22 protein-coding genes and 1 tRNA gene are annotated in these 25,022 nt (G+C 69.2%); 11 read left to right on the forward strand and 12 right to left on the reverse strand.

Going from position 1 to position 25,022, the window contains the following annotated elements; all coding sequences use genetic code 11:
- Window positions 1-34 precede the first annotated feature (34 nt).
- A complete protein-coding gene (locus ACFQ79_RS12775) occupies window positions 35-748 on the forward strand; it encodes a hypothetical protein (protein ID WP_383582141.1) in 714 nt (237 codons plus the stop codon).
- Here ACFQ79_RS12775 and ACFQ79_RS12780 read toward each other — a convergent pair.
- Together ACFQ79_RS12780 and ACFQ79_RS12785 are read right to left on the reverse strand one after the other, a co-directional pair.
- Window positions 693-1,724: an adenosine deaminase gene (locus ACFQ79_RS12780; protein WP_383582144.1), complete on the reverse strand. Its 1,032-nt coding sequence runs from the start codon at window positions 1,722-1,724 to the stop codon at window positions 693-695. The two genes, ACFQ79_RS12775 and ACFQ79_RS12780, sit on opposite strands and share 56 nt — an antisense overlap.
- A 118-nt stretch (window positions 1,725-1,842) precedes the next feature.
- Entirely contained in the window at window positions 1,843-3,069 is a 1,227-nt protein-coding gene (locus tag ACFQ79_RS12785) for a pyridoxal phosphate-dependent aminotransferase (protein WP_383582147.1), read from the reverse strand.
- A gap of 207 nt (window positions 3,070-3,276) precedes the next feature.
- On the opposite strand from ACFQ79_RS12785, the gene ACFQ79_RS12790 reads away from it, so the two are divergent.
- The 10 genes from ACFQ79_RS12790 (at window position 3,277) to ACFQ79_RS12835 (ending at window position 16,481) form a co-directional block, all read left to right on the forward strand.
- Window positions 3,277-3,349: transfer RNA gene (locus ACFQ79_RS12790), tRNA-Trp, on the forward strand.
- 103 nt (window positions 3,350-3,452) lie between these two features.
- Window positions 3,453-3,740, forward strand: coding sequence for a preprotein translocase subunit SecE (gene secE, locus ACFQ79_RS12795; RefSeq protein ID WP_030318724.1), 288 nt, complete (start codon window positions 3,453-3,455; stop codon window positions 3,738-3,740).
- Between the two features lie 44 nt (window positions 3,741-3,784).
- Entirely contained in the window at window positions 3,785-4,699 is a 915-nt protein-coding gene (gene nusG / locus ACFQ79_RS12800) for a transcription termination/antitermination protein NusG (protein ID WP_383582149.1), read from the forward strand.
- 158 nt (window positions 4,700-4,857) lie between these two features.
- Window positions 4,858-5,292 carry a 50S ribosomal protein L11 gene (gene rplK / locus ACFQ79_RS12805; protein WP_030318720.1) on the forward strand — a complete coding sequence of 145 codons (435 nt, stop codon included), beginning with the start codon at window positions 4,858-4,860 and terminating at the stop codon, window positions 5,290-5,292.
- Window positions 5,293-5,370: 78 nt separating this feature from the next.
- The gene (rplA, locus tag ACFQ79_RS12810; RefSeq protein WP_030318718.1) at window positions 5,371-6,099 is read left to right on the forward strand and encodes a 50S ribosomal protein L1; all 729 of its coding nucleotides are present in this window, start codon (window positions 5,371-5,373) and stop codon (window positions 6,097-6,099) included.
- Between the two features lie 114 nt (window positions 6,100-6,213).
- Window positions 6,214-7,134, forward strand: coding sequence for a hypothetical protein (locus ACFQ79_RS12815; RefSeq protein WP_383582151.1), 921 nt, complete (start codon window positions 6,214-6,216; stop codon window positions 7,132-7,134).
- Window positions 7,135-7,418: 284 nt separating this feature from the next.
- Window positions 7,419-7,949: a 50S ribosomal protein L10 gene (rplJ, locus tag ACFQ79_RS12820; RefSeq protein WP_030318714.1), complete on the forward strand. Its 531-nt coding sequence runs from the start codon at window positions 7,419-7,421 to the stop codon at window positions 7,947-7,949.
- Window positions 7,950-8,058: 109 nt separating this feature from the next.
- Window positions 8,059-8,442, forward strand: coding sequence for a 50S ribosomal protein L7/L12 (rplL, locus tag ACFQ79_RS12825; RefSeq protein ID WP_073910766.1), 384 nt, complete (start codon window positions 8,059-8,061; stop codon window positions 8,440-8,442).
- A gap of 549 nt (window positions 8,443-8,991) precedes the next feature.
- Entirely contained in the window at window positions 8,992-12,474 is a 3,483-nt protein-coding gene (rpoB, locus tag ACFQ79_RS12830) for a DNA-directed RNA polymerase subunit beta (RefSeq protein ID WP_030318711.1), read from the forward strand.
- A gap of 107 nt (window positions 12,475-12,581) precedes the next feature.
- Window positions 12,582-16,481, forward strand: coding sequence for a DNA-directed RNA polymerase subunit beta' (locus tag ACFQ79_RS12835; RefSeq protein ID WP_383582153.1), 3,900 nt, complete (start codon window positions 12,582-12,584; stop codon window positions 16,479-16,481).
- A gap of 68 nt (window positions 16,482-16,549) precedes the next feature.
- Here the strand turns inward: ACFQ79_RS12835 and ACFQ79_RS12840 are convergent, their stop codons facing one another.
- The 10 genes from ACFQ79_RS12840 to ACFQ79_RS12885 form a co-directional block, all read right to left on the reverse strand.
- Entirely contained in the window at window positions 16,550-16,813 is a 264-nt protein-coding gene (locus ACFQ79_RS12840) for a hypothetical protein (RefSeq protein WP_383582155.1), read from the reverse strand.
- A complete protein-coding gene (locus ACFQ79_RS12845; RefSeq protein WP_383582157.1) occupies window positions 16,800-17,033 on the reverse strand; it encodes a hypothetical protein in 234 nt (77 codons plus the stop codon). The genes ACFQ79_RS12840 and ACFQ79_RS12845 overlap by 14 nt, the downstream gene beginning before the upstream one ends.
- A gap of 17 nt (window positions 17,034-17,050) precedes the next feature.
- Window positions 17,051-17,962, reverse strand: coding sequence for a peptidoglycan-binding protein (locus tag ACFQ79_RS12850; protein WP_383582159.1), 912 nt, complete (start codon window positions 17,960-17,962; stop codon window positions 17,051-17,053).
- A 103-nt stretch (window positions 17,963-18,065) separates the two neighbouring features.
- Complete coding sequence (locus tag ACFQ79_RS12855) at window positions 18,066-18,527, reverse strand: ATP-binding protein (RefSeq protein ID WP_383582161.1); 462 nt, start codon at window positions 18,525-18,527, stop codon at window positions 18,066-18,068.
- A 43-nt stretch (window positions 18,528-18,570) separates the two neighbouring features.
- Complete coding sequence (locus ACFQ79_RS12860; RefSeq protein ID WP_187623336.1) at window positions 18,571-19,152, reverse strand: hypothetical protein; 582 nt, start codon at window positions 19,150-19,152, stop codon at window positions 18,571-18,573.
- Window positions 19,152-20,267 (reverse strand): hypothetical protein, encoded by a 1,116-nt coding sequence (locus tag ACFQ79_RS12865; protein ID WP_383582163.1) that lies wholly within the window; start codon window positions 20,265-20,267, stop codon window positions 19,152-19,154. The genes ACFQ79_RS12860 and ACFQ79_RS12865 overlap by 1 nt, the downstream gene beginning before the upstream one ends.
- 12 nt (window positions 20,268-20,279) lie before the next feature.
- Entirely contained in the window at window positions 20,280-21,416 is a 1,137-nt protein-coding gene (locus ACFQ79_RS12870) for a hypothetical protein (protein WP_383582166.1), read from the reverse strand.
- Between the two features lie 33 nt (window positions 21,417-21,449).
- A complete protein-coding gene (locus ACFQ79_RS12875; protein ID WP_383582168.1) occupies window positions 21,450-22,640 on the reverse strand; it encodes a hypothetical protein in 1,191 nt (396 codons plus the stop codon).
- A 55-nt stretch (window positions 22,641-22,695) separates the two neighbouring features.
- Window positions 22,696-23,889, reverse strand: a complete 1,194-nt coding sequence (locus ACFQ79_RS12880) for a hypothetical protein (protein WP_383582170.1) — start codon at window positions 23,887-23,889, stop codon at window positions 22,696-22,698.
- A 111-nt stretch (window positions 23,890-24,000) separates the two neighbouring features.
- Window positions 24,001-24,924 (reverse strand): phage distal tail protein, encoded by a 924-nt coding sequence (locus ACFQ79_RS12885; RefSeq protein WP_383582173.1) that lies wholly within the window; start codon window positions 24,922-24,924, stop codon window positions 24,001-24,003.
- Window positions 24,925-25,022 lie beyond the last annotated feature (98 nt).

Raw genomic sequence — 25,022 nt, forward strand, 5'->3', positions numbered from 1 at the left:
GTGCGGGACCCGCGCGGGGCCGCAGTCTTTCCGGATGCGCCTCAAGGCCCGGGAGTACCGGATCCGCGCGGGCGAGCGCGAGCACCGGGTCGTCCGGCCGTGGCCCCCGCTCCGGCACACCACGCTCAACTCGCCCCTCCACGACCGCTGGGGCTATCTCGTCGGCGACCACGACGGCCTCGCCCGGCTCGCCGCGCTCTTCTCCTTCGCCGCGTTCTCCCGGCACACGCTCGTCCACGTCCCGCTGCGCGACAGCCTGCCGCGCGCCTACGCGCCGGGCACCCCCGTCGACCTCGTCCTGGCCCACCGGGACACCGGCGGCCTGCGCCCCTCCGCCTGGCCCGCGCTGCGCGGCCGGCTCCGCGACGGGCGGCCGCTGACCCTCCGTACCGACGAGCGGCGCACCGCCGACCGCGCCGCCGCCTGGGAAGCGGCCCCCGAGCGGATCGCCGGACGGCTCCGGCCCGCCGTGCACGCCCGCACGCTCTTCCTCCTCGGCGACCGGGACGTGTTCTGCGCCGCCGCAGGGGAACTCGCCCTGGCGGCCGGACACGGGCCGCTGCACGAGCGGGCTCCGAAGGGCCACGACGTCCTGCTCGCCTCACTGACCCCGTTCCTGGAGCAGCCCGTGTCCGGGTGGGACCGCACCGAGGTGGACATCGGGTTCCAGGCCCGGCCCCCGCTGCACCGCTTCACCCCACCGGGACGGCCAGCCAGTCGTCGATCCCGGCCAGCAGCTTCTCCCTGATGTCCTCCGGCGCCGCCGAGCCCCGGACCGACTGCCGGGCCAGTTCCGCCAGTTCCGGGTCCGTGAAGCCGTGGTGCCTGCGGGCGATCTCGTACTGCGCCGCCAGGCGGGAGCCGAAGAGAAGCGGGTCGTCCGCGCCGAGGGCCATCGGCACCCCCGCGTCGAAGAGCGTCCGCAGCGGGACGTCCTCGTGCTTCTCGTACACCCCGAGGGCCACATTGGACGCCGGGCAGACCTCGCAGGTCACCCCGCGCTCCGCGAGCTTGCGCAGCAGTCGCGGGTCCTCGGCGGACCGGACCCCGTGGCCGACCCGCGAGGCCCGCAGATCGTCCAGGCAGTCCCGTACCGACGCCGGACCCGTCAGCTCGCCGCCGTGCGGGGCCGCGAGCAGGCCGCCGTCGCGCGCGATGGCGAAGGCCCGGTCGAAGTCCCGCGCCAGCCCGCGCCGCTCGTCGTTGGAGAGCCCGAAGCCGACCACGCCGCGGTCCGCGAACCGCACCGCGAGCCGGGCGAGCGTCCGCGCCTCCAGGGGGTGCTTCATCCGGTTCGCCGCGACGAGCACCCGCATCCCGAGCCCGGTCTCCCGCGAGGCCGCGTCGACCGCGTCGAGGATGATCTCCAGGGCGGGGATGAGTCCGCCGAGGTGCGGGGCGTACGAGGTGGGGTCGACCTGGATCTCCAGCCAGCCCGAGCCGTCCCGGACGTCCTCCTGGGCCGCCTCGCGGACGAGCCGCTGGATGTCCTCGGGGGCGCGCAGGCAGGAGCGGGCGATGTCGTACAGCCGCTGGAAGCGGAACCAGCCGCGCTCGTCGGTGGCCCGCAGCTTCGGAGGCGTGCCACTGCTCAGCGCCTCGGGAAGGTGCACGCCGTACTTGTCGGCCAGCTCGATCAGGGTGGTGGGCCGCATCGAACCGGTGAAGTGCAGGTGCAGATGGGCCTTGGGCAGCTGGGTGAGATCGCGGTAAACGTGCTCCATCGGCTGATCCTGCCGCACCCGAATGGACGAAGGCACCCCGTTTCCCCGATCGGGACCTTGCTAGAACGCAAAAACGGGCCCCCGGCTCCGAGGAACCGGGGGCCCGCGAGGAGTGCGATCAGTCCGTCGCCTCGGCGAGGAGCTTCTGGAGGCGGGACACGCCCTCCACCAGGTCCTCGTCACCCAGCGCGTACGACAGGCGCAGGTAGCCAGGCGTGCCGAAGGCCTCGCCGGGGACGACCGCGACCTCGGCCTCGTCCAGGATCAGGGCGGCCAGCTCGACGGAGGTCTGCGGGCGCTTGCCGCGGATCTCCTTGCCGAGCAGGGCCTTCACCGAGGGGTACGCGTAGAACGCGCCCTCCGGCGTCGGGCAGAACACGCCCTCGATCTCGTTGAGCATCCGCACGATCGTCTGGCGGCGGCGGTCGAAGGCGGTCCGCATCTCCGCGACGGCGTCCAGGTTGCCCGAGACGGCGGCGAGGGCGGCGACCTGCGCCACGTTGCTCACGTTGGACGTGGCGTGCGACTGGAGGTTCGTCGCGGCCTTCACGACGTCCTTCGGGCCCACGATCCACCCGACGCGCCAGCCCGTCATCGCGTACGTCTTCGCCACACCGTTGACCACGATGCACTTGTCGCGCAGCTCGGGGACGATCGCCGGCAGCGAGGTGAACTTCGCGTCGCCGTAGACGAGGTGCTCGTAGATCTCGTCGGTGAGGACCCACAGGCCGTGCTCGACGGCCCAGCGGCCGATCGCCTCGGCGTCGGCCTCGCTGTACACCGCGCCGGTCGGGTTGGACGGCGAGACGAAGAGGACGACCTTGGTCCGCTCCGTGCGGGCCGCCTCCAGCTGCTCCACCGAGACCCGGTAACCGGTGGTCTCGTCGGCCACGACGTCCACCGGGACACCGCCCGCGAGGCGGATCGACTCCGGGTACGTCGTCCAGTACGGCGCCGGGACGATGACCTCGTCGCCCGGGTCGAGGATCGCGGCGAACGCCTCGTAGATCGCCTGCTTGCCGCCGTTGGTCACCAGGACCTGGGAGGCGTCGACCTCGTAACCGGAGTCGCGCAGCGTCTTGGCGGCGATGGCGGCCTTCAGCTCCGGCAGGCCGCCGGCCGGCGTGTAGCGGTGGTACTTCGGGTTCTTGCAGGCCTCGACGGCCGCGTCGACGATGTAGTCCGGGGTCGGGAAGTCGGGCTCACCCGCGCCGAAACCGATCACCGGGCGCCCGGCGGCCTTGAGGGCCTTGGCCTTGGCGTCGACGGCGAGGGTGGCGGACTCGGAGATCGCACCGATCCGGGCGGAGACCCGACGCTCGGTGGGAGGGGTAGCAGCGCTCATGCGGCCCATCGTCCCAGACCCCATCAAGGCCCGGCACACAGGTTTCACGGACCGGACAGGAACGGTCATTACCGGTCGTACGCGCGTCCGGCGGCAGGTCGGTCGTGGTTTCTGTTCGACGCGGGGGCCCCTGACCACGTATGCTCACTCCTCGTTGGCCCGCAGCGACCACATCTCACGATGCGGTACGTTGAGGGACACCAACAAAGGGTCGTAGCTCAATTGGTAGAGCACCGGTCTCCAAAACCGGCGGTTGGGGGTTCAAGTCCCTCCGGCCCTGCTACACACACCGCCAGGTGTTGTGCGCATGTACGTACTTCATTGCACCGCCGTGCGGCTCCACCCGGGCGCGGCACGGCCGACCCGGAATCAGGTGAGAGATCGTGACGGACGCCGTAGGCTCCATCGACATGCCTGATGCCGATGACGAGGCCTCCGAGTCGAAGAAGAAGTCCCGCAAGGGCGGCAAGCGCGGAAAGAAGGGCCCCCTGGGCCGTCTCGCGCTCTTCTACCGACAGATCGTCGCCGAGCTCCGCAAGGTCGTCTGGCCCACGCGCAGCCAGCTTTCGACGTACACCACCGTGGTGATTGTCTTCGTCGTCATCATGATCGGCCTTGTCACCGTGATTGACTATGGCTTCCAGGAAGCAGTCAAGTACGTCTTCGGCTGACTTTTTGTTCCACCCCATCTGTATCGCAGGAAGAAGCAGCCACCGTGTCTGACGCGAACCTGAACGACGCCTTCGAGTCCGAGTCCGTCGAGGACGAGCTGGACATCGTCGAGGCCGCCGACGAGGACCAGGCAGACGCTGCTGACGACGTTGCCGGCGAGGCCGCCGAGGAAGCCGCTCTCGAGGTCGAGGACGAGGACCAGGACGAGGCGGAGTCCGACGAGGACGCCGAGGTCGAGGCCGAGGCTGACGAGGACGCCGAGGTCGAGGCTGACGAGGACGACGAGTCCGTCGCCGACGAGGTCGAGGACGCCGAGGAGGAGGCCGAGCCGGCCGCCCCGGTCGACCCGGTCGCCGCGCTCCGCGAGGAGCTGCGCACCCTGCCCGGCGAGTGGTACGTCATCCACACCTACGCGGGCTACGAGAAGCGCGTGAAGGCCAACCTCGAGCAGCGTGCCGTCTCGCTCAACGTCGAGGACTTCATCTACCAGGCCGAGGTCCCCGAGGAAGAGATCGTCCAGATCAAGGGCGGCGAGCGGAAGAACGTCAAGCAGAACAAGCTTCCCGGCTACGTTCTCGTCCGCATGGACCTGACGAACGAGTCCTGGGGCGTCGTCCGCAACACCCCCGGCGTCACCGGCTTCGTGGGCAACGCCTACGACCCGTACCCGCTGACCCTGGACGAGATCGTCAAGATGCTCGCCCCCGAGGCCGAGGAGAAGGCCGCCCGCGAGGCCGCGGAGGCCGAGGGCAAGCCGGCTCCGGCCCGCAAGCTGGAGGTCCAGGTGCTGGACTTCGAGGTCGGCGACTCGGTCACCGTCACCGACGGCCCCTTCGCCACCCTCCAGGCGACCATCAACGAGATCAACCCCGACTCGAAGAAGGTCAAGGGCCTCGTCGAGATCTTCGGTCGCGAGACCCCGGTCGAGCTCAGCTTCGACCAGATCCAGAAGAACTGATCTCACAAGTTTCCGACCAGGTCAGAGTGGCTCTTACAGCCGCTCTGACCTGCTCGGTTTTTGGCCGCGCGTCTATACCCGTTATCGTTGTGCGGTATGCCTCCATCCGGATGACCGGATGGCGGGCTGAACACTCTCACTAGGACCCGGAGAGAGCAATGCCTCCCAAGAAGAAGAAGGTCACGGGGCTTATCAAGCTCCAGATCAACGCTGGTGCGGCCAACCCGGCCCCGCCGGTCGGTCCCGCGCTGGGCCAGCACGGCGTCAACATCATGGAGTTCTGCAAGGCCTACAACGCCGCGACCGAGTCGCAGCGTGGCATGGTCGTGCCGGTGGAGATCACGGTCTACGAAGACCGCTCCTTCACCTTCATCACCAAGACTCCGCCGGCCGCCAAGCTGATCCTCAAGGCCGCTGGTGTGGACAAGGGCTCCGGCGAGCCGCACAAGACCAAGGTCGCCAAGCTCACGGCTGCCCAGGTCCGCGAGATCGCCACGGTCAAGCTCCCCGACCTGAACGCCAACGACCTGGACGCCGCGTCCAAGATCATCGCTGGCACCGCCCGTTCCATGGGCATCACGGTCGAGGGCTGATCAGCCCCCTCGTGACCTAGTGGTAGGGCCAGCGCCGGCCCGCACCACGACTCCACACCTGAACCAACAGGAGAAGCAGTGAAGCGCAGCAAGACCCTCCGCGCAGCGGACGCCAAGATCGACAGCGAGAAGCTCTACGCTCCTCTCGAGGCCGTCCGTCTCGCCAAGGACACCTCCAGCACGAAGTTCGACGGCACCGTCGAGGTCGCCTTCCGCCTGGGCGTCGACCCGCGCAAGGCCGACCAGATGGTCCGTGGCACCGTGAACCTTCCGCACGGCACCGGCAAGACCGCCCGGGTCCTGGTCTTCGCGACCGGTGACCGTGCCGAGGCCGCGATCGCCGCGGGCGCCGACATCGTCGGCTCCGACGAGCTCATCGACGAGATCTCCAAGGGCAACCGCCTGAACGAGTTCGACGCCGTTGTGGCCACCCCGGACCTCATGGGCAAGGTCGGCCGCCTCGGCCGCGTCCTGGGCCCGCGTGGTCTCATGCCGAACCCCAAGGTCGGCACCGTCACCCCCGATGTCGCCAAGGCTGTCAACGACATCAAGGGCGGCAAGATCGAGTTCCGCGTCGACAAGCACTCGAACCTCCACTTCATCATCGGCAAGGTCTCCTTCGATGACACGAAGCTGGTCGAGAACTACGCCGCGGCCCTGGACGAGATCCTTCGTCTGAAGCCGTCCGCCGCGAAGGGTCGCTACATCAAGAAGGCGACCATCACGACGACGATGGGCCCCGGCATCCCGCTGGACTCGAACCGCACCCGCAACCTCCTCGTCGAGGAGGACCCGGCCGCGGTCTGAGCCCTTCCGGCTCACTGAGTGGTCAGTCGGCCCCGCACCTCTCCGGAGGTGCGGGGCCGGCTTTTGTTACGGTTCGAGGGACCGTACGAAGCTGTCCAAGGGGTGGGGGAACAGATGAACGTATCCGCATGGAAGCGCGCGGGCGTCGCCGTGACGGCCGTGGCCGTCGTCACCGGAGTCGCGGGGTGTCAGGACGGGGACGGGAAGGCCGCGGGCGCCGACACGGCGCAGACGCAGAGCCTCGGCGACATCACGAAGGTCATCCGGACCGCGTACGAGAAGACCTCGGCCGCCAAGTCCGCGAAGATCCGGATGACGATGGAGCTGCCGGCCGGTCTCGAGGGTGGCGGCACCATGGAGATGACCGGCGTCCAGGGCTGGGACCCGACCGTCATGGACATCACCGTCAAGGGCTCGATGCTGGGCGCGGCCAACGCCGGCGGCCCCGACAAGATGCGCATGATCATGCTCGGCAACGTCATGTACATGGACATGGGTGCCGAGCAGGCCGCCCAGATGGACGGCAAGCGCTGGATGAAGCTGGACATGCAGGCCGCCGCGGCCGCCTCCGGCGACAAGGCCCTGTCGAAGTCGATGACCGGCGGCCTGGAGAACATGAACCAGGACCCGGCCAAGCAGCTCGCCCTGCTCATCGACTCGCCCGACCTCAAGCACCTCGGTGCCGAGAAGGTCGACGGCGCCGAGACCCAGCACTACAAGGGCACGCTGACCCTGGAGCAGATGGTCGCCACCAACAAGTCCCTGGACGTGCTGTCCGAGAAGGACCGCGCGGACCTGGTCGAGAGCGTCAAGAAGGCCGGCATCACGGCGTACGACACCGAGGTCTGGGTCCGTGAGGACGGCTACCCGGCCCGGATGGACATCGGCATGAAGTCGGCGCAGGGCACCGTGAAGATGGGGATGCACTTCTCCGACTACGGCTCCGAGGCCGCCGTCCAGGCCCCGCCGGCCAAGGACACCGTCGACCTCTTCGAGATGCTGAAGGGCATCGGCGCAGGGGGCGGTCAGGCCTGACCCACGGCAGGCGTCCGGGGGCGGTCAGGCCGGATTTGCCCCCGGGCGTGTCGGTCACGTACTCTTCCGAGGAAGCCAAAGACCGCTGGTCGTCACTGCGCCGTCAAGGTGCGGTGGCCGAAGGATTCGCTGTGATGCGAACGACCCGCGCAGGTGATTGTGGATGAGTTCCCGAATCCTCGTGATGCGGTTGAGCTGAGCCCCGAGCGCCTGCGCCCGGGGCGTTTTCGTTGTGGCAGTGCCTTCTGAGCGGTCCTCATCACCCGGAAGGAGGCCGACGCTCTATGGCAAGGCCCGACAAGGCTGCCGCGGTAGCCGAGCTTGAGGACAAGTTCCGCAGCTCGAACGCCGTCGTGCTGACCTCGTACACGGGGCTCACCGTGGCGCAGCTGAAGACGCTGCGTCGTTCGCTCGGTGAGAACGCCCAGTACGCCGTGGTGAAGAACACGCTGACCAAGATTGCGGCCAACCAGGCCGGCATCTCCGCGCTGGACGACCAGCTTGCTGGTTCGACCGCGGCCGCCTTCGTCACCGGTGACCCGGTGGAGTCGGCGAAGGCTCTGCGTGACTTCGCCAAGGAGAACCCGAACCTCGTCATCAAGGGCGGTGTCCTTGACGGCAAGGCGCTGTCCGCCGACGAGTTCAAGAAGCTCGCGGACCTCGAGTCCCGCGAGGTTCTGCTCAGCAAGCTGGCCGGCGCGTTCAAGGGCAAGCAGTCCCAGACTGCCTCGCTCCTGCAGGCGCTGCCGTCGAAGTTCGTCCGCACCGCGGAGGCGCTTCGCGTCAAGCTCGCCGAGCAGGGCGGTGCCGAGTAATTCGGCTCGCGTCATGATCTGCGCCGCCTAGGCACAGGTCGTAGCGGGCCGTAACGCCCGCCTCTCTATACATCCGGCACCTGCCGAATTAGTGGAAGGATCGCCCATCATGGCGAAGCTCTCTCAGGACGACCTCCTCGCCCAGTTCGAGGAGATGACCCTTATCGAGCTCTCCGAGTTCGTGAAGGCCTTCGAGGAGAAGTTCGACGTCACCGCCGCCGCGGCCGTCGCCGTTGCCGGCCCGGGCGCCCCGGTCGCCGGTGCCGAGGCCGTCGAGGAGCAGGACGAGTTCGACGTCATCCTCGAGGGTGCCGGCGACAAGAAGATCCAGGTCATCAAGGTCGTGCGCGAGCTCACCTCCCTGGGCCTCAAGGAGGCCAAGGACCTCGTCGACGGCACCCCGAAGCCGGTCCTCGAGAAGGTCGCGAAGGAGGCCGCCGAGAAGGCTGCCGAGTCCCTCAAGGCCGCCGGCGCCTCCGTCACGGTCAAGTAAGACCGTTTCGAGTCGCTGAAGCTGACTCCTGCCCCCGTGTAACGCGGGGGCATCGAAAGGCGATCACCCTTCTGGGTGGTCGCCTTTCGGCGTTCCCCGGGAAGGGCGTGGCGGGGGGCCCGAGGGCCGTCGGCGGCGGAGTATGGTGATCTTCGCCGTGCGCCCCGCAGACCGGGGGGCCTTGACGAACCGCACGCAGCGCGCAATTCTCAGGACGCGTCGTCACAACGATCCGTTTCCGAGGCATGGATCGACGACTGAACGGGCAGTATCGAGGTGCGCCGCACGGCGCGAGGTACCGCGGAGTTGAGAGCAACGAGGGTCGCGAATTATTCGCCCTGGACATCAGTGAGCCGAGTGGCTACACTGACCCTTTGCGCTGCCTGTTAGCTGCCCCCTGCCCGTCACCAGGGGCATACCTTCGCATCCGCTTCGTGGACCGACCCCGTCTGAGCTGGCCTTTTGGTCGTATCAGGAAAAGTCTGCCGTGAAGCGATGCAGGGGACCGGTACGCGCGTAGTGAGTCCGAGCCCTCGGAAGGACCCCCTCTTGGCCGCCTCGCGCAACGCCTCGACCAATACGAACAACGGCGCAAGCACCGCCCCGCTGCGCATCTCCTTTGCAAAGATCAAGGAGCCCCTCGAGGTTCCGAACCTCCTCGCGCTGCAGACCGAGAGCTTTGACTGGCTGCTCGGCAACGCCGCCTGGAAGGCTCGCGTCGAGGCTGCCCTTGAGTCGGGACAGGACGTCCCCAGGAAGTCCGGTCTGGAAGAGATCTTCGAGGAGATCTCGCCGATCGAGGACTTCTCCGGGTCGATGTCGCTGACCTTCCGCGACCACCGCTTCGAGCCGCCGAAGAACTCGATCGACGAGTGCAAGGACCGTGACTTCACGTACGGCGCCCCGCTCTTCGTCACCGCCGAGTTCACCAACAACGAGACCGGCGAGATCAAGTCCCAGACGGTCTTCATGGGCGACTTCCCGCTCATGACGAACAAGGGCACCTTCGTCATCAACGGCACCGAGCGTGTCGTGGTGTCGCAGCTGGTCCGTTCGCCGGGTGTCTACTTCGACTCCTCCATCGACAAGACGTCCGACAAGGACATCTTCTCCGCCAAGATCATCCCGTCCCGGGGTGCCTGGCTGGAGATGGAGATCGACAAGCGCGACCTGGTCGGTGTCCGCATCGACCGCAAGCGCAAGCAGTCCGTCACCGTCCTCCTCAAGGCTCTCGGCTGGACCACCGAGCAGATCCTCCAGGAGTTCGGCGAGTACGAGTCCATGCGCGCCACCCTGGAGAAGGACCACACCCAGGGCCAGGACGACGCGCTGCTCGACATCTACCGCAAGCTGCGTCCGGGCGAGCCGCCGACCCGTGAGGCCGCTCAGACGCTGCTCGAGAACCTCTACTTCAACCCGAAGCGCTACGACCTCGCCAAGGTCGGCCGCTACAAGGTGAACAAGAAGCTCGGCGCCGACGAGCCGCTGGACGCCGGCGTGCTCACCACCGATGACGTCATCGCCACGATCAAGTACCTGGTCAAGCTCCACGCGGGCGAGACCGAGACGATCGGCGAGAACGGCAACGAGATCGTCGTCGAGACCGACGACATCGACCACTTCGGCAACCGTCGTCTGCGCAACGTCGGCGAGCTCATCCAGAACCAGGTCCGCACGGGTCTGGCTCGTATGGAGCGCGTCGTGCGCGAGCGCATGACCACCCAGGACGTCGAGGCGATCACGCCGCAGACCCTGATCAACATCCGGCCGGTCGTCGCCTCCATCAAGGAGTTCTTCGGCACCAGCCAGCTGTCGCAGTTCATGGACCAGAACAACCCGCTGTCGGGTCTGACGCACAAGCGTCGTCTCTCGGCGCTGGGCCCTGGTGGTCTGTCCCGTGAGCGGGCCGGCTTCGAGGTCCGAGACGTGCACCCGTCCCACTACGGACGCATGTGCCCGATCGAGACCCCCGAAGGCCCGAACATCGGTCTGATCGGTTCGCTCGCCTCGTACGGCCGCGTCAACGCGTTCGGCTTCATCGAGACGCCGTACCGCAAGGTCGTCGACGGCCAGGTCACCGACGAGGTCGACTACGTCACCGCCGACGAGGAGGACCGCTTCGTCATCGCGCAGGCCAACGCCGCGCTCAACGACGACCTGCAGTTCACCGAGCCGCGCGTCCTGGTGCGTAAGCGTGGCGGCGAGGTCGACTACGTCGAGCCGTCGGACGTGGACTACATGGACGTCTCGCCGCGCCAGATGGTGTCGGTCGCGACCGCCATGATCCCGTTCCTCGAGCACGACGACGCCAACCGTGCCCTCATGGGCGCGAACATGATGCGTCAGGCGGTGCCGCTGATCAAGTCTGAGGCCCCGCTCGTCGGCACCGGCATGGAGTACCGCTGTGCCACCGACGCCGGCGACGTGCTCAAGGCCGAGAAGGACGGTGTCGTCCAGGAGCTCTCCGCGGACTACGTCACCGTCGCCAACGACGACGGCACGTACATCACGTACCGCCTGCACAAGTTCTCGCGCTCGAACCAGGGCACCTCGGTCAACCAGAAGGTCGTCGTCGACGAGGGCGACCGTGTGATCGAGGGCCAGGTCCTCGCCGACGGTCCCGCCACCGAAGACGGCGAGATGGCGCTCGGCAAGAACCTGCTCGTGGCGTTCATGCCGTGGGAGGGTCACAACTACGAGGACGCGATCATCCTGTCGCAGCGCCTCGTGCAGGACGACGTCCTCTCCTCGATCCACATCGAGGAGCACGAGGTCGACGCCCGTGACACCAAGCTCGGCCCGGAGGAGATCACCCGGGACATCCCGAACGTCTCCGAGGAGGTCCTCGCCGACCTCGACGAGCGCGGCATCATCCGTATCGGTGCCGAGGTCGTCGCCGGCGACATCCTGGTCGGCAAGGTCACGCCCAAGGGCGAGACCGAGCTGACCCCGGAGGAGCGCCTGCTCCGCGCGATCTTCGGTGAGAAGGCCCGTGAGGTCCGTGACACCTCGCTGAAGGTGCCGCACGGCGAGATCGGCAAGATCATCGGCGTCCGCGTCTTCGACCGCGAGGAGGGCGACGAGCTTCCCCCGGGCGTGAACCAGCTGGTCCGCGTCTACGTCGCCCAGAAGCGCAAGATCACCGATGGTGACAAGCTCGCCGGCCGTCACGGCAACAAGGGCGTCATCTCGAAGATCCTGCCGATCGAGGACATGCCGTTCCTGGAGGACGGCACCCCGGTCGACATCATCCTCAACCCGCTGGGTGTCCCGTCCCGAATGAACCCGGGACAGGTCCTGGAGATCCACCTCGGCTGGCTCGCCAGCCGCGGCTGGGACGTCTCCGGTCTCGCGGACGAGTGGGCGCAGCGCCTCCAGGTGATCGGCGCCGACAAGGTCGCCCCCGGCACCAACGTCGCGACCCCGGTCTTCGACGGTGCGCGTGAGGACGAGCTCGCGGGCCTGCTGAACCACACCATCCCGAACCGCGACGGCGAGCGCATGGTGCTCCCGACCGGTAAGGCGAGGCTGTTCGACGGCCGCTCCGGCGAGCCGTTCCCGGACCCGATCTCGGTCGGGTACATGTACATCCTCAAGCTCCACCACCTGGTCGACGACAAGCTCCACGCCCGGTCGACCGGCCCGTACTCGATGATCACCCAGCAGCCGCTGGGTGGTAAGGCCCAGTTCGGTGGCCAGCGCTTCGGTGAGATGGAGGTGTGGGCGCTGGAGGCGTACGGCGCCGCTTACGCCCTCCAGGAGCTGCTGACGATCAAGTCCGACGACGTGACCGGCCGCGTGAAGGTCTACGAGGCCATCGTCAAGGGCGAGAACATCCCTGAGCCCGGCATCCCCGAGTCCTTCAAGGTGCTCATCAAGGAGATGCAGTCCCTGTGCCTCAACGTGGAGGTGCTGTCCTCGGACGGCATGTCCATCGAGATGCGCGACACCGACGAGGACGTCTTCCGCGCAGCGGAGGAGCTCGGCATCGACCTGTCCCGGCGCGAGCCGAGCAGCGTCGAAGAGGTCTGACGGGAGTTCGGTCGGGGGCTCGGCGTTTCACCGCTGAGTCCCCGGCCGGCCCCAGGACCCCCGTATCAGACCCCAAGCCTTACAACCCTGAGAGGGATTGACGCATAGTGCTCGACGTCAACTTCTTCGACGAGCTCCGGATCGGTCTGGCCACCGCTGACGACATCCGTCAGTGGAGCCACGGCGAGGTCAAGAAGCCGGAGACCATCAACTACCGCACGCTCAAGCCCGAGAAGGACGGACTCTTCTGCGAGAAGATCTTCGGTCCGACCCGGGACTGGGAGTGCTACTGCGGCAAGTACAAGCGTGTCCGCTTCAAGGGCATCATCTGTGAGCGGTGTGGCGTCGAGGTCACCCGCGCGAAGGTGCGCCGTGAGCGGATGGGCCACATCGAGCTCGCCGCTCCCGTCACCCACATCTGGTACTTCAAGGGCGTTCCGTCGCGTCTTGGCTACCTGCTCGACCTCGCCCCGAAGGACCTCGAGAAGGTCATCTACTTCGCGGCGTACATGATCACGTTCGTCGACGACGAGCGTCGTACGCGTGACCTGCCCTCGCTCGAGGCGCACGTCTCCGTCGAGCGTCAGCAGATCGAGAACCGTCGCGACTCCGACCTGGAGGCCCGCGCCAAGAAGCTCGAGAACGACCTCGGCGAGCTCGAGGCCGAGGGCGCCAAGGCCGACGTGCGCCGCAAGGTGCGCGAGGGTGCCGAGCGCGAGATGAAGCAGCTGCGCGACCGTGCGCAGCGCGAGATCGACCGTCTGGACGAGGTCTGGTCGCGCTTCAAGAACCTCAAGGTCCAGGACCTGGAGGGCGACGAGCTCCTCTACCGCGAGCTGCGTGACCGCTTCGGCACGTACTTCGACGGTTCGATGGGTGCCGCGGCGCTGCAGAAGCGCCTCGAGTCCTTCGACCTGGAGGAGGAGGCCGAGCGCCTCCGCGAGATCATCCGTACCGGCAAGGGCCAGAAGAAGACCCGTGCGCTCAAGCGCCTCAAGGTCGTCTCCGCGTTCCTGCAGACCGCGAACAGCCCCAAGGGCATGGTTCTCGACTGCGTGCCGGTCATCCCGCCGGACCTGCGTCCGATGGTGCAGCTGGACGGTGGCCGCTTCGCGACCTCCGACCTGAACGACCTGTACCGCCGCGTGATCAACCGCAACAACCGTCTGAAGCGTCTGCTCGACCTCGGTGCCCCCGAGATCATCGTGAACAACGAGAAGCGGATGCTCCAGGAGGCGGTCGACGCCCTCTTCGACAACGGCCGTCGTGGTCGCCCGGTCACGGGCCCCGGCAACCGTCCGCTGAAGTCCCTCAGCGACATGCTGAAGGGCAAGCAGGGTCGTTTCCGTCAGAACCTGCTCGGCAAGCGTGTGGACTACTCCGCGCGTTCCGTCATCGTCGTCGGTCCGCAGCTGAAGCTGCACCAGTGCGGTCTGCCGAAGGCCATGGCGCTGGAGCTCTTCAAGCCGTTCGTGATGAAGCGCCTGGTCGACCTGAACCACGCGCAGAACATCAAGAGCGCCAAGCGGATGGTCGAGCGCGGCCGCACGGTCGTGTACGACGTCCTCGAAGAGGTCATCGCCGAGCACCCGGTTCTGCTGAACCGTGCGCCCACGCTGCACCGCCTCGGCATCCAGGCCTTCGAGCCCCAGCTGGTCGAGGGCAAGGCCATCCAGATCCACCCGCTCGTCTGCACCGCGTTCAACGCGGACTTCGACGGTGACCAGATGGCCGTGCACCTGCCGCTCTCCGCGGAGGCGCAGGCCGAGGCCCGCATCCTGATGCTGTCCTCGAACAACATCCTGAAGCCGGCCGACGGCCGTCCGGTCACGATGCCGACCCAGGACATGGTCCTCGGTCTGTTCTTCCTGACCACCGACGGTGAGCTCCGTGACACCAAGGGCGAGGGCCGCGCGTTCGGCTCCACGGCCGAGGCGATCATGGCGTTCGACGCCGGCGAGCTCGCGCTGCAGTCGCAGATCGACATCCGCTTCCCCGTCGGCACCGTCGCTCCCCGTGGCTGGGTTCCCCCGGTCACCGAGGAGGGCGAGCCGGAGTGGCAGCAGGGTGACTCGTTCCGCCTGCGCACCTCGCTGGGCCGCGCGCTCTTCAACGAGCTGCTGCCCGAGGACTACCCGTTCGTCGACTACTCCGTCGGCAAGAAGCAGCTCTCCGAGATCGTCAACGACCTCGCCGAGCGGTACCCCAAGGTCATCGTGGCGGCGACGCTCGACAACCTGAAGGCGTCCGGCTTCTACTGGGCGACCCGCTCCGGTGTCACCGTGGCCATCTCCGACGTCGTCGTGCCCGAGGCCAAGAAGGCCATCGTCAAGGGCTACGAGGAGCAGGACGAGAAGGTCCAGAAGCAGTACGAGCGCGGTCTCATCACGAAGGAAGAGCGCACTCAGGAGCTCATCGCGATCTGGACCAAGGCGACCAACGAGGTTGCCGAGGCGATGAACGCGAACTTCCCGAAGACGAACCCCATCTTCATGATGGTCGACTCGGGTGCCCGAGGAAACATGATGCAGATGCGTCAGATCGCGGGTATGCGTGGTCTGGTGTCGAACGCCAAGAACGAGACGATCCCGCGTCCCATCAAGGCGTCCTTCCGTGAGGGCCTCACCGTTCTGGAGTACTTCATCTCCACGCACGGTGCCCGTAAGGGTCTGGCGGACACCGCCCTGCGTACCGCCGACTCGGGTTACCTGACCCGTCGTCTGGTGGACGTCTCGCAGGACGTGATCATCCGCGAGGAGGACTGTGGCACCGAGCGCGGTCTGAAGCTGCGGATCGCCGAGCGCGGCGCCGACGGTGTCCTGCGCAAGACGGACGACGTCGAGACCTCCGTGTACGCGCGGATGCTCGCCGAGGACGTCGTCGTCGACGGCAAGGTCATCGCGCCTGCCAACGTCGACCTGGGTGACGTGCTCATCGACGCCCTCGTGGGCGCCGGTGTCGAGGAGGTCAAGACCCGCTCGGTCCTGACCTGTGAGTCCGCCGTCGGTACCTGTGCGTTCTGCTACGGCCGTTCGCTCGCCACCGGCAAGCTGGTCGACATCGGTGAGGCGGTCGGCATCATCGCCGCCCAGTCCATCGGTGAGCCCGGTACCCAGCTGACGATGCGTACCTTCCACACCGGTGGTGTGGCCGGTGACGACATCACCCAGGGTCTGCCCCGTGTCGTCGAGCTCTTCGAGGCTCGTCAGCCCAAGGGTGTCGCCCCGATCTCGGAGGCGGCCGGCCGCGTCCGCATCGAGGAGACCGAGAAGACCAAGAAGATCGTCGTCACCCCGGACGACGGCACCGACGAGACGGCGTTCCCGATCTCGAAGCGTGCCCGTCTGCTCGTGGGCGAGGGCGACCACGTCGAGGTGGGCCAGAAGCTCACCGTGGGTGCCACCAACCCGCACGACGTGCTGCGGATCCTCGGTCAGCGTGCGGTCCAGGTCCACCTGGTCGCCGAGGTCCAGAAGGTCTACAACTCGCAGGGTGTGTCGATCCACGACAAGCACATCGAGATCATCATCCGGCAGATGCTGCGCCGTGTGACGATCATCGAGTCCGGCGACGCGGAGCTGCTGCCGGGCGAGCTCGTCGAGCGCTCGAAGTTCGAGACCGAGAACCGTCGTGTGGTCACCGAGGGCGGTCACCCCGCCTCCGGCCGTCCGCAGCTGATGGGTATCACCAAGGCCTCGCTGGCGACGGAATCCTGGCTGTCGGCCGCCTCCTTCCAGGAGACGACCCGAGTCCTGACGGATGCGGCGATCAACGCCAAGTCCGACAGCCTCATCGGCCTCAAGGAGAACGTCATCATCGGTAAGCTCATCCCGGCCGGTACGGGTCTGTCCCGCTACCGCAACATCCGGGTGGAGCCGACCGAGGAGGCCAAGGCCGCGATGTACTCGGCCGTCGGCTACGACGACATCGACTACTCGCCGTTCGGCTCGGGCTCCGGCCAGGCCGTTCCGCTGGAGGACTACGACTACGGTCCGTACAACCAGTAAGCGAGTCGCTTGACCGAAGGGCGGTCACCCCGTTGGGGTGGCCGCCCTTCGGCGTTTCACCGGACGGGTCAGCGGGAGGCCAGCTCCCAGACCGCGACGAGCACGCCGGCGCTCGCGGTGAGCGCGGCGATGCTGGCCACCGGCCAGCGGGCGCGCTCCAGGTCGTCGAGGCGGGCCTCGTGGTCGGCGAGCTGCCGGTCGGTCTGGTCGCTGCGCTGCACGAGCAGGGCGAGCGAGCCGTCGACCCGGGCGAAGCCGGCCTCCAGGGTGCCGCGGAGCCGTTCCAGTTCGAGGGCGACGGCGACGGGGTCGTTCGGATCAGGATCGGTCATCGGCACCGCCCGGGGCGGGGCGCAGCCAGGACGGCAGCAGGTTCTGCACCACGTCGAGGGCCATCACCCGGGCCAGTCCGCCGGCGACGGCGAGCGCCCCCGCGACCCAGGGGAGGGTCGCGGGGACGCCGGAGGCGTCGACGATCGCGGGGAGCACGACGGCGATGCCGACGGCGGACTGGAGGACGGTTCGGGCCGTGCGCTTGGCGGCATCGGACATCGGTCTGCTCCTCTGGGTCACTTCGTGTGGGGGACCTTCAGCGCGCTCCAGGAAGCGGCGCCCGGGATGCCGTCGGCGTCGGAGCCGCGGAAGCCGAGCTTGCGCTGCCAGTTCGCGTAGCTGAGCCGGTCGGCCTCGCTCCAGCGGGGGCCCGGGCCGACGGTGTACGCGGCGCAGCCCTCGGCGACGAGACGGCGGCCCATGGCCGTGATGACCGGGGAGCTCGTCTCCTTGCGGAAGAACGAGGTGCCCGGGAACGGCTGGAGGCGGGGGGTGGTCGGCTTCCCGCTGCCGGGGGCGGGCTTGGCGGGGGACGTGGCGAGCCGGGTCTGGACGCGCTGCCGGAGGGTCGGCATGCCGAAGCCCTTGGGGTCGCTCTTCCAGTCGGACCACTCCAGGTGGCCGATGACCGACTTGGCGCCCCAGCCGTGGGCCCGGCAGAGGGCGGCGGAGACCCGTTCGATCGCGTCGAGCTGGGCGGCCGGCCAGGGGTCGGTGCCGTTGCCGAGGTTGATGCACTCGAAGCCGTAGAAGCGGGAGTTGCCGTCGACGGCTCCGGGGCTGCCCTGGTGGACGCGCGGGGTCGGCGGCCGGTCCCCGTACGTCTCGGTGATCACGGCCTGGAGGACGGACGGGTCGCCGCCGCCGGCGTGGTTGGCGCGTCCGTTGGCGACGAGGTGGACGGTGCCGTCCTTGGCGATGACGCCGTGGCAGAGCGGTCCGGGCAGGCCTTCGTAGCCGTTGAAGCACATCTCGACGGTGGAGCGGGTGCCGGAGCTGACGGTGTGGTGGATCATCACGCCGGTGACCGGGCCCCAGGTGCCGGTGTGGTTGCGGTTGTGGGAGCGCCAGCCGGGGTGTTCGACGACGGTGACGCCTTCGGCGCGGAGTGCGGCGACGAGCCGGTCCGCGGGGAGGGGAGTGGCCATCTGGTGTCCTCCGGACATGAAGAAGGCCCGCACGGAGGGCGGGCGTGGGTAACGGGTTCCGGTGCCGGCTCGGCTACGGGCGGGTGTTCCGGTGCCGGCTCGGCTACGGGGCGGGTGCGGGCTCCGGCGTCGGCTCCGGTGTCGGCTCCGGGGCGGGTGCGGGTGCGGGCGTGGGCTCGGGTTCCGGTGCCGGTTCCGGCTCGGGTTCCGGGGCCCAGGTGTCGCAGAGCGAGGCATAGGCCGCCCGGCGGGCCTCGAAGTCGGCGAGCGCGGCGGTGACGGCCCGCTGGACGGCGGTCGGGTCGGGCACGGCGGGGACGCCGTCCCTCGCCTCGATGACGGCCAGGCCGAAGCCGCGGAGGGTGGCGTCGCCCGTGCCGGTCCTGGCGAACTCCGCGCTGACGTGCACCGACGGGTACTGGCCGGTGATCGGGTCCCGCTCCAGGGTGTGGCCGAGACCGTTGTCGTAGACGCGTACGGAGAGGGTGTGGCCGTCCTCGGCGACGGAGGCGCGGCCGGCGTAGTCGATGGCCACGCCCCAGGGCTGGGTGGGGTCGATGTTCATGGTGTGCTCCTCGGCGGCCCGGTCGGCCGCGATGGGCGGACGGTCAGGACTGGGTGCCGTACATGCTGACGGGCTGGGCGTACACCGTGCCGCTCGCGCTGGTGACCACGGCGTGGATCTCGACGGTCATCACCTTGCCGAACTTGGTCGCCAGGTCGACGGGGAGCAGACCGGTGTGGTCGAAGGTCTGTCCGGCGGCGACGGTCGGGCCGAACTGCTGGCCGTCGACCATGACCTTCACCTGACCGGTCGCGCCGCTGGAGACCTTGGTGTACATCGCCAGCCGCATCTTGGGCTGCCAGACGGGGTTGAAGGACTGGGCGATGGGGGTGAAGGCGGTGCTCGTCGTGGACGGCCACTTCGCCTCCTTCAGGTGGTCCACCGGCGGCATCAGCTGCAGCCACGGCCTGGCGAGGCCGCCGGTGGCGATGTCGTCCGCGAAGATCTCGTGGTTGTAGCCGTCGAAGACCCGGAGGACCGGCTTGTTCGTGGCGGGGGAGGAGGCGGTCGGGACGGGCCGGATCTCGTTGAGGGGCGGCCGGGTGTTGACCGCGGTGGACAGCGCCTGGATCCGGCGCTCCATCTGGATCAGCCGGTCGATGATGTCCTCGGGCAGCAGAGCCATCAGGCCTCCTCGAGTGCGAGTTCGGCGGTGTCGGGCCGGCCTCGCTCGGCCGGCCTGACCTTGACGCCGACGATGCGGTAGCGGGCGTCGAGGCCCGTGGGGTGCCATTCGTCGGTGATGCGGATGCGGGCGGTGCGGCCGAGGAGCGCCGGGGGGACGATCCCGCCGAGCCGGATGCTGATCTCGGGGATCTGCACGTGGCCCGCCTCCTGGTCGACGGCGGCCTGGGCGAGCGAGTTCAGCGTGTCCTTGTCGCTGACGTCGTTGTGGTCCGAGGACAGGTCGAGCTGGGGCCACAGGTCCGGGAGCGGATTCGACGGCGTGGCCGGGTCGGAGACGGTCGGCCGGGACTCGGCGCCCGCGTTGCTGTTGGTGGAGGCGCCGCGGGCCAGGGCCACGGTTCCGCCGCGGGTGGCGTCGTCCGGGAGGGAGTACGACAGGATCGCGCCGGGCCGGTCGAAGAGCATGTCGGTGGCGCCGGTACGGATCTTGGGCGAGCCGAGCCGGAGCTGGCGGATCCGCGCGCCGTCGTCCGGGTCCCGGTAGACGAGGATCTGGTACTCGAAGCCGTTCTCCTGGGCGCCGAGCTGGTCGAGTGCCTCCTGGTAGACGGTCTCGTCCCCGTGCCGCCAGGAGGCCGTCCGCGGTACGCCGGACTCCTCCGTCTCGTCCCCGATGTCGATCCTGCTGCCGCCCAGGCCCTTGGACAGGTGCGACCAGAGGCTGCGGGCGATGACGAACTGGTCGGTCGCCTGGAGGAACCGCGACTCGAACTCGTCCGTACGGATGCGCCGTCGGCCCGCGTACGAGTCGAAGGTGGAGGCCTGGATGCCCAGGGTCACCACGCCCCGGTCGCTGGACTGCAGGTTGGTGGTCCAGACGATGCCGCCCCACCAGAGGTCTCCGCCGCGCTCCAGGTAGACGGTGGTGCGGCCCGGCTTGATCTTGTGGGCCCGCTCGGCGATGGTGCGGTCGGGGATGGGGACGGTGCCGGAGAGGGAGCCGGCCCGGCCGATGTAGTCCTCGAAGGAGACGTCCCGCAGCGGCAGGATGTCGAGGGTCGTGTCCGTCACGAGGTCGCAGAAGATGGCCCGGTAGGGCGTGTCGAGTGCCATGGGACAGCCCCCTTACAGGACGTAGGTCGCGGAGATGCGGATGTTCCGTCCGGCGACGAGGGCGCCGTTGGACGACCAGGTGCGCAGGTTGACCTGTCCGCTGGGCGAGATGTAGGCGCCGCCGTCGCCGAAGCCGTCGCAGGCGGAGGACTCGTGGTCGAAGGCCGGGCGCCAGCCGGCGGGCAGGGTGCACAGCGGTTCGTCGTTGAAGTTGCCGGCGCTGTCGACGTTGATGGTGGCGCCGTTGCGGGTGACGGTGACGAGGACGGTCGCGAGGCCGCGGGAGCGGCGGGCGGAGAAGGACACCACCGTCCAGCCGTTCAGCGGGGTCACGCCGTTCGCCGTGGTCTCGACCTCCACCGGCGGCTGGTAGGACACCCAGCCGTTGCCGTTCCAGCGCTGGAGGGTCCCGTTGTTGTCGCGGAACTGGCCGGGGTAGCCACCGGTGGAGATCGTCCCGTTGGGGGCGATGCCGCCGATCTCCTTCGGGTAGGCCACCCAGCCCTTGCCGTCCCAGCGCTGGAGGTAGTGGGCGCTGTCGTTGTCCTGGTACTGGCCGGGGTAGGAGCCGGGCACGCCCGCGTTGTTGTGGACGGGCAGGATGCCGCCCACGCCGACCAGGGTGGTCCGCAGGTCGGTGACGGCCCCGGCCGCCCAGGCGATGCCGCCGGTGCCGGCCGAGGCCGACTTCTCCACCCTGACCGAGAAGAGGGGGAGGGAGAGCGGGGGCGCGTCCGGGGCGGACGGCTGCGCCTTCGGCTGGCCCTTGATGATCTCCAGGGCGGCTTCGCTCCTGGTCAGGTTGTCGAACTCGTCGTCGTAGATCCGCAGGACGACGAGGTCCACGCGCGGGTTGACCGGATCGCCGTCGCCGAAGGTGAGGACGGTGTCCGCGTCGAGGGTGACGGGGTAGGCGCCCTGGACGTTGGGGCCCTGGACGACGGCGCGCCCGGCGTAGACGGTGGCGCTCATGGGGCCGCTGCTGCTCAGCCGGAGGCCGCCGAGCGGGTACGTGCCTTCGGACGTGCCGGGCAGGACGCCGGAGCGCGAGGCGAGCGGGTTGACGGGCGTGGTGGCGCCGTGGGAGGTGAGACGGGTGGTGACGCGGGTCTGTCCGGTCGGCGGGAGCCAGCCGCTGCGCAGTGCCATGGTTTTTCTCCTGTGGGATGGGTGGGTCCGGGACTACGGCAGCGGGTCGACCCTGATGAAGGTGTTGTCGAAGCCGGCCTTGAGGGCGGGGGTGGCGGCGGCGACCCGGAAGAAGGCGGTGAGCGTGTAGGTCGCGCCCGGGGTCAGGCCGGACTGACGGGTCATGGTGGAGACCGAGACCATGTTCTGGCTGGCGGCGATCACCGCGTAGTCGTCTTCGAGGTCGCTGATGACGGTGGAGCCCTGCGTGAGCTTGACCGCCATGTACGCGTAGTGGTCGGGGCTCGTCGACCGCAGCTTGCAGCCGAAGCCGATGACGACCGCCTTCGACGGCGGGGCGACGAAGGAGAGGGACATCGGGTTGTTGATGCGGCCCGTGAGCGTGGAGGTGTACGTGGTCGACGTGGTGTCGCCGTAGTCGCGGTTGTCGACGAAGTACGGGCCCGCGACGACCGGGACCCATGTGGTGCCGTCCCAGCGCTGGAGCCTGCCGGTGGTCGAGTCGCGGTACTGGCCCGTGTAGCTCGCCGGCGTGGTGGACGCGGAGGACGGGATGATGCCGCCGAGCGCCGACGGGTACGAGACCCAGGCTCCGCCGTCCCAGCGCTGGAGCGCGCCGCCCGCGTCCTGGTACTGGCCGGGGTAGGCGCCCGGCAGGGACGGGCCCTCGACCGGGAGGATGCCGCCGAGGGCGACGACCGGGGTGCGCAGGTCCTTGAGCGCGCTCTGCCAGGGGATGCCGCCGTTGCCGGCGCTGGCACCGGCGGGGACGGTCACCTCGTACAGCGGGAGGCAGCGCGGCGGGACGGCCGGGGCCTGCGGGTCCTGGGTGGCCGCGCCCTGGATGATCTCGATGGTGGCCTCGGTGCGCGTGCCGCCGTCGTAGAGCTTGTCGTAGATCTTCAGGACGAGCAGGTCCTTGCGGCTGTACAGGGCGTTGCCCGGGGCGAAGGTCACGACCTCGGAGGCCGGCAGCGTGACCGGGAAGACGCCCTGGGAGATCTCGCCCTGGATGACGGCCCGGCCCTCGGAGACGGTCGCCGACATGGCGGCGGAGCCGAAGGTCCAGAAGCCGGAGAGCCGGTACTGGCCGCCGTACGAGCCGGGCAGGATGCCGGAGCGGACCTGGACGGGGTCGGTCATGGTGGTGACGCCGGTCTGGGTGAGCCGGGTGTCCTCGCGGGTCTGGCCGGTCTCGGCGACCCAGCTGCTGCGCAGGTTCATGGGGTTTCTCCGTTCGGGGAGTCGGGAGTCGGGGGTCGGTGCGGCGTTCGGGGCGTCAGGCCCGGACCCATTCGGCGGAGAGGCTGCAGGCGTAGCCCGAGCCGCCGAGGGTCTTGATCGCCGCGGTGTGGTTGTGGAAGCCGGCGAGCTGGAGGGTCTCGCCCGCGACGAGCCTGACCACGCTGCCGCCGCCGACGGAGATGGCGCCGTTGCCGGCGGGGGTGAGCCAGGTCATCCGGGACTGTCCGACGCCGCCGACCACGACGCGGGCGCCGCGCATGCCGGTCTGGGCGTCATTGGCCCAGGTGGCGTGGGCGGAGATCCGCCACCAGCCGGTGCGCGGCACGATGTAGGTGTTGTTCGAGGTCCAGGCGGCGGCGTCGTCGACCTCGACGGTGGGCAGGGAGAGGACGGTCCAGGTGTTGGGGGCGACGCTCTGGGCCTGGGCGGTCTGCCACTGGGTGGCGCAGAACAGCACGGTCGCGGTGCCCTGGACGTACTGCCAGGAGGAACCGTTCCAGCGCTGCAGTCCGCCGCTGTTGTCCCGGTACTGGCCGGTGTAGCCGCCGGCGGCGGTGCCGCTCGGGGCGATGCCGCCGATGGCCTTGGGGTACGAGACCCAGGCCGATGCCTCCCAGCGCTGGAGGAGGCCCGAGGTGTCCCGGTACTGGCCGGTGTAGGCGCCCTTGAAGCCGCTGGCGGGCATGATGCCGCCGAGTGCGACGACCGGCCAGTGCATGGTGGTGACGGCGGTGGCCCAGGCGATGCCGCCGGTGCCGGCCGAGGTGCCCTTCGGCACCCGGATCGTGTAGAGCGGGATGGTGCTGCCCGTGCCGGTCTGCGGGACGGTGGGCGTGGCCGAGGGGGTGCCCTTGACCAGCCGTACGACCGCCTCGGTGGTGCCCGTGCGGTCGTACACGTCGTCGATCACGGCCAGTTCGACCAGGTCGATCCGGTCGTACTGCGGGTCGCCGTCCGCGAGCGTGAAGCTCTCCGGCGCGATGGCGGCCACGAGGTAGGCGCCCTGGGCGGTGTCGTTGCCCTGGACGATCGCGCGACCGGTGCCGATGGTGGCCTGCATGGGCGCGCTGCCGGTCAGGAGGAAACCGCCCGGCACGATGCCCGGGCGGGAGCGCAGGGGGGTCTCGTCGGCGCTCTGGCCGCTGGGGGTGAGCAGGGCGGCGAGGGTCAGGCGGGTGTCCTCGCGGGTCTGTCCGGTGGACGGGAGCCAGGCTGCGCGTACGGTCATGGGGTCACCTCTCCGGAAGGGGTCGGGGCGGGGCGGGCGCTGCGGAGGGCCGCCGCCCGCGGGCGCCCGGGGGCTGCCTGCGGGCGGCGGCGGACGGTCGGCGCGTCCTGGTCACCACTCGGCGCTGCGCCAGCGCACCGTCATGAGCGCGTCCTCGGTGCCCTCTTCGGGCCGGAAGGACAGGTCGGTCCGGCCGGGGTCGAGCACGAACAGCTCTTCCGGGGTGGAGTCGGCCATCGCGGTGTGCAGGCGGGAGGCGGAGTTGTTGAGCATGACCGTGCCCGCGCGGGTGTCGATGGTCAGCTCGTCGCCGGCGGTCAGGTCGATCGCGTACCGCAGCCGGCGCCTGCTGACCCGCTCGGTGACGGTCGGCATGGAGCACGGGCCGCGGAAGACGATGACGGGGTGGACCGGCGCCGAACCGGTGTTCTCGACGACGGCGTCACCCGTGCTCTTCGCCTGGCCCCAGCTGAGCGGCCAGGTCAGCGGCCAGGTGAGGCCCGACTCCGGCTGCGGGGGGCTGGTCGTGGCGGTCTGCTCGTTGACGACGTACCGGCGCGGGTCGGCGGCCAGCCACTGGACCGACATGCGGGAGCTGCCCTGGGTGGCGAAGCCCTGGTCCGCGGGGACGACGCGCTGGGCGATCCGGGCGCGGACGGTGAGCAGTTCGCCGTGCAGCCGGACGGTGAGCCAGCGCTCCTCGTCGAGGAGGGCGAGCGACTGCCGCAGGGCCCGGAGGGCCCCGGGGGTGCCGCCGTACTCCGGCATCAGCACGATCGTGCCGCCGACCTTGCGCGGCTTGGCGTAGCGGGAGCCGGGCCAGGCGCCGTGGGAGGTGGGGCGGTCGGCGTCGGAGGAGTCGTACTCGGGCAGGTCCTCCCAGCCCGAGAGGCCGCTCTTGTCGACGGCGAAGGGGGTGCCGGGGCCGATGAGGAGTCCGGCCCACTGCATCTGCCCGTCCTGGGTGATGAGCGAGCCGGGCGCGAGGTCGGCGGTGTAGGAGTTTCCTGCGTACGGGGTCGTGGTCTCGGCCATGGGGCCGTCACCTCACTTGGGATGGGGTCAGCGGTGGGCGGACGGGCGCGGGTCGGTGCGCGGGCCCGGGCCGCGGGCGGCGGCGGGCGGCGGGTGAG

This window comes from Streptomyces sp. NPDC056480, from assembly GCF_042795405.1.
In the GTDB taxonomy this organism is placed as follows: domain Bacteria; phylum Actinomycetota; class Actinomycetes; order Streptomycetales; family Streptomycetaceae; genus Streptomyces.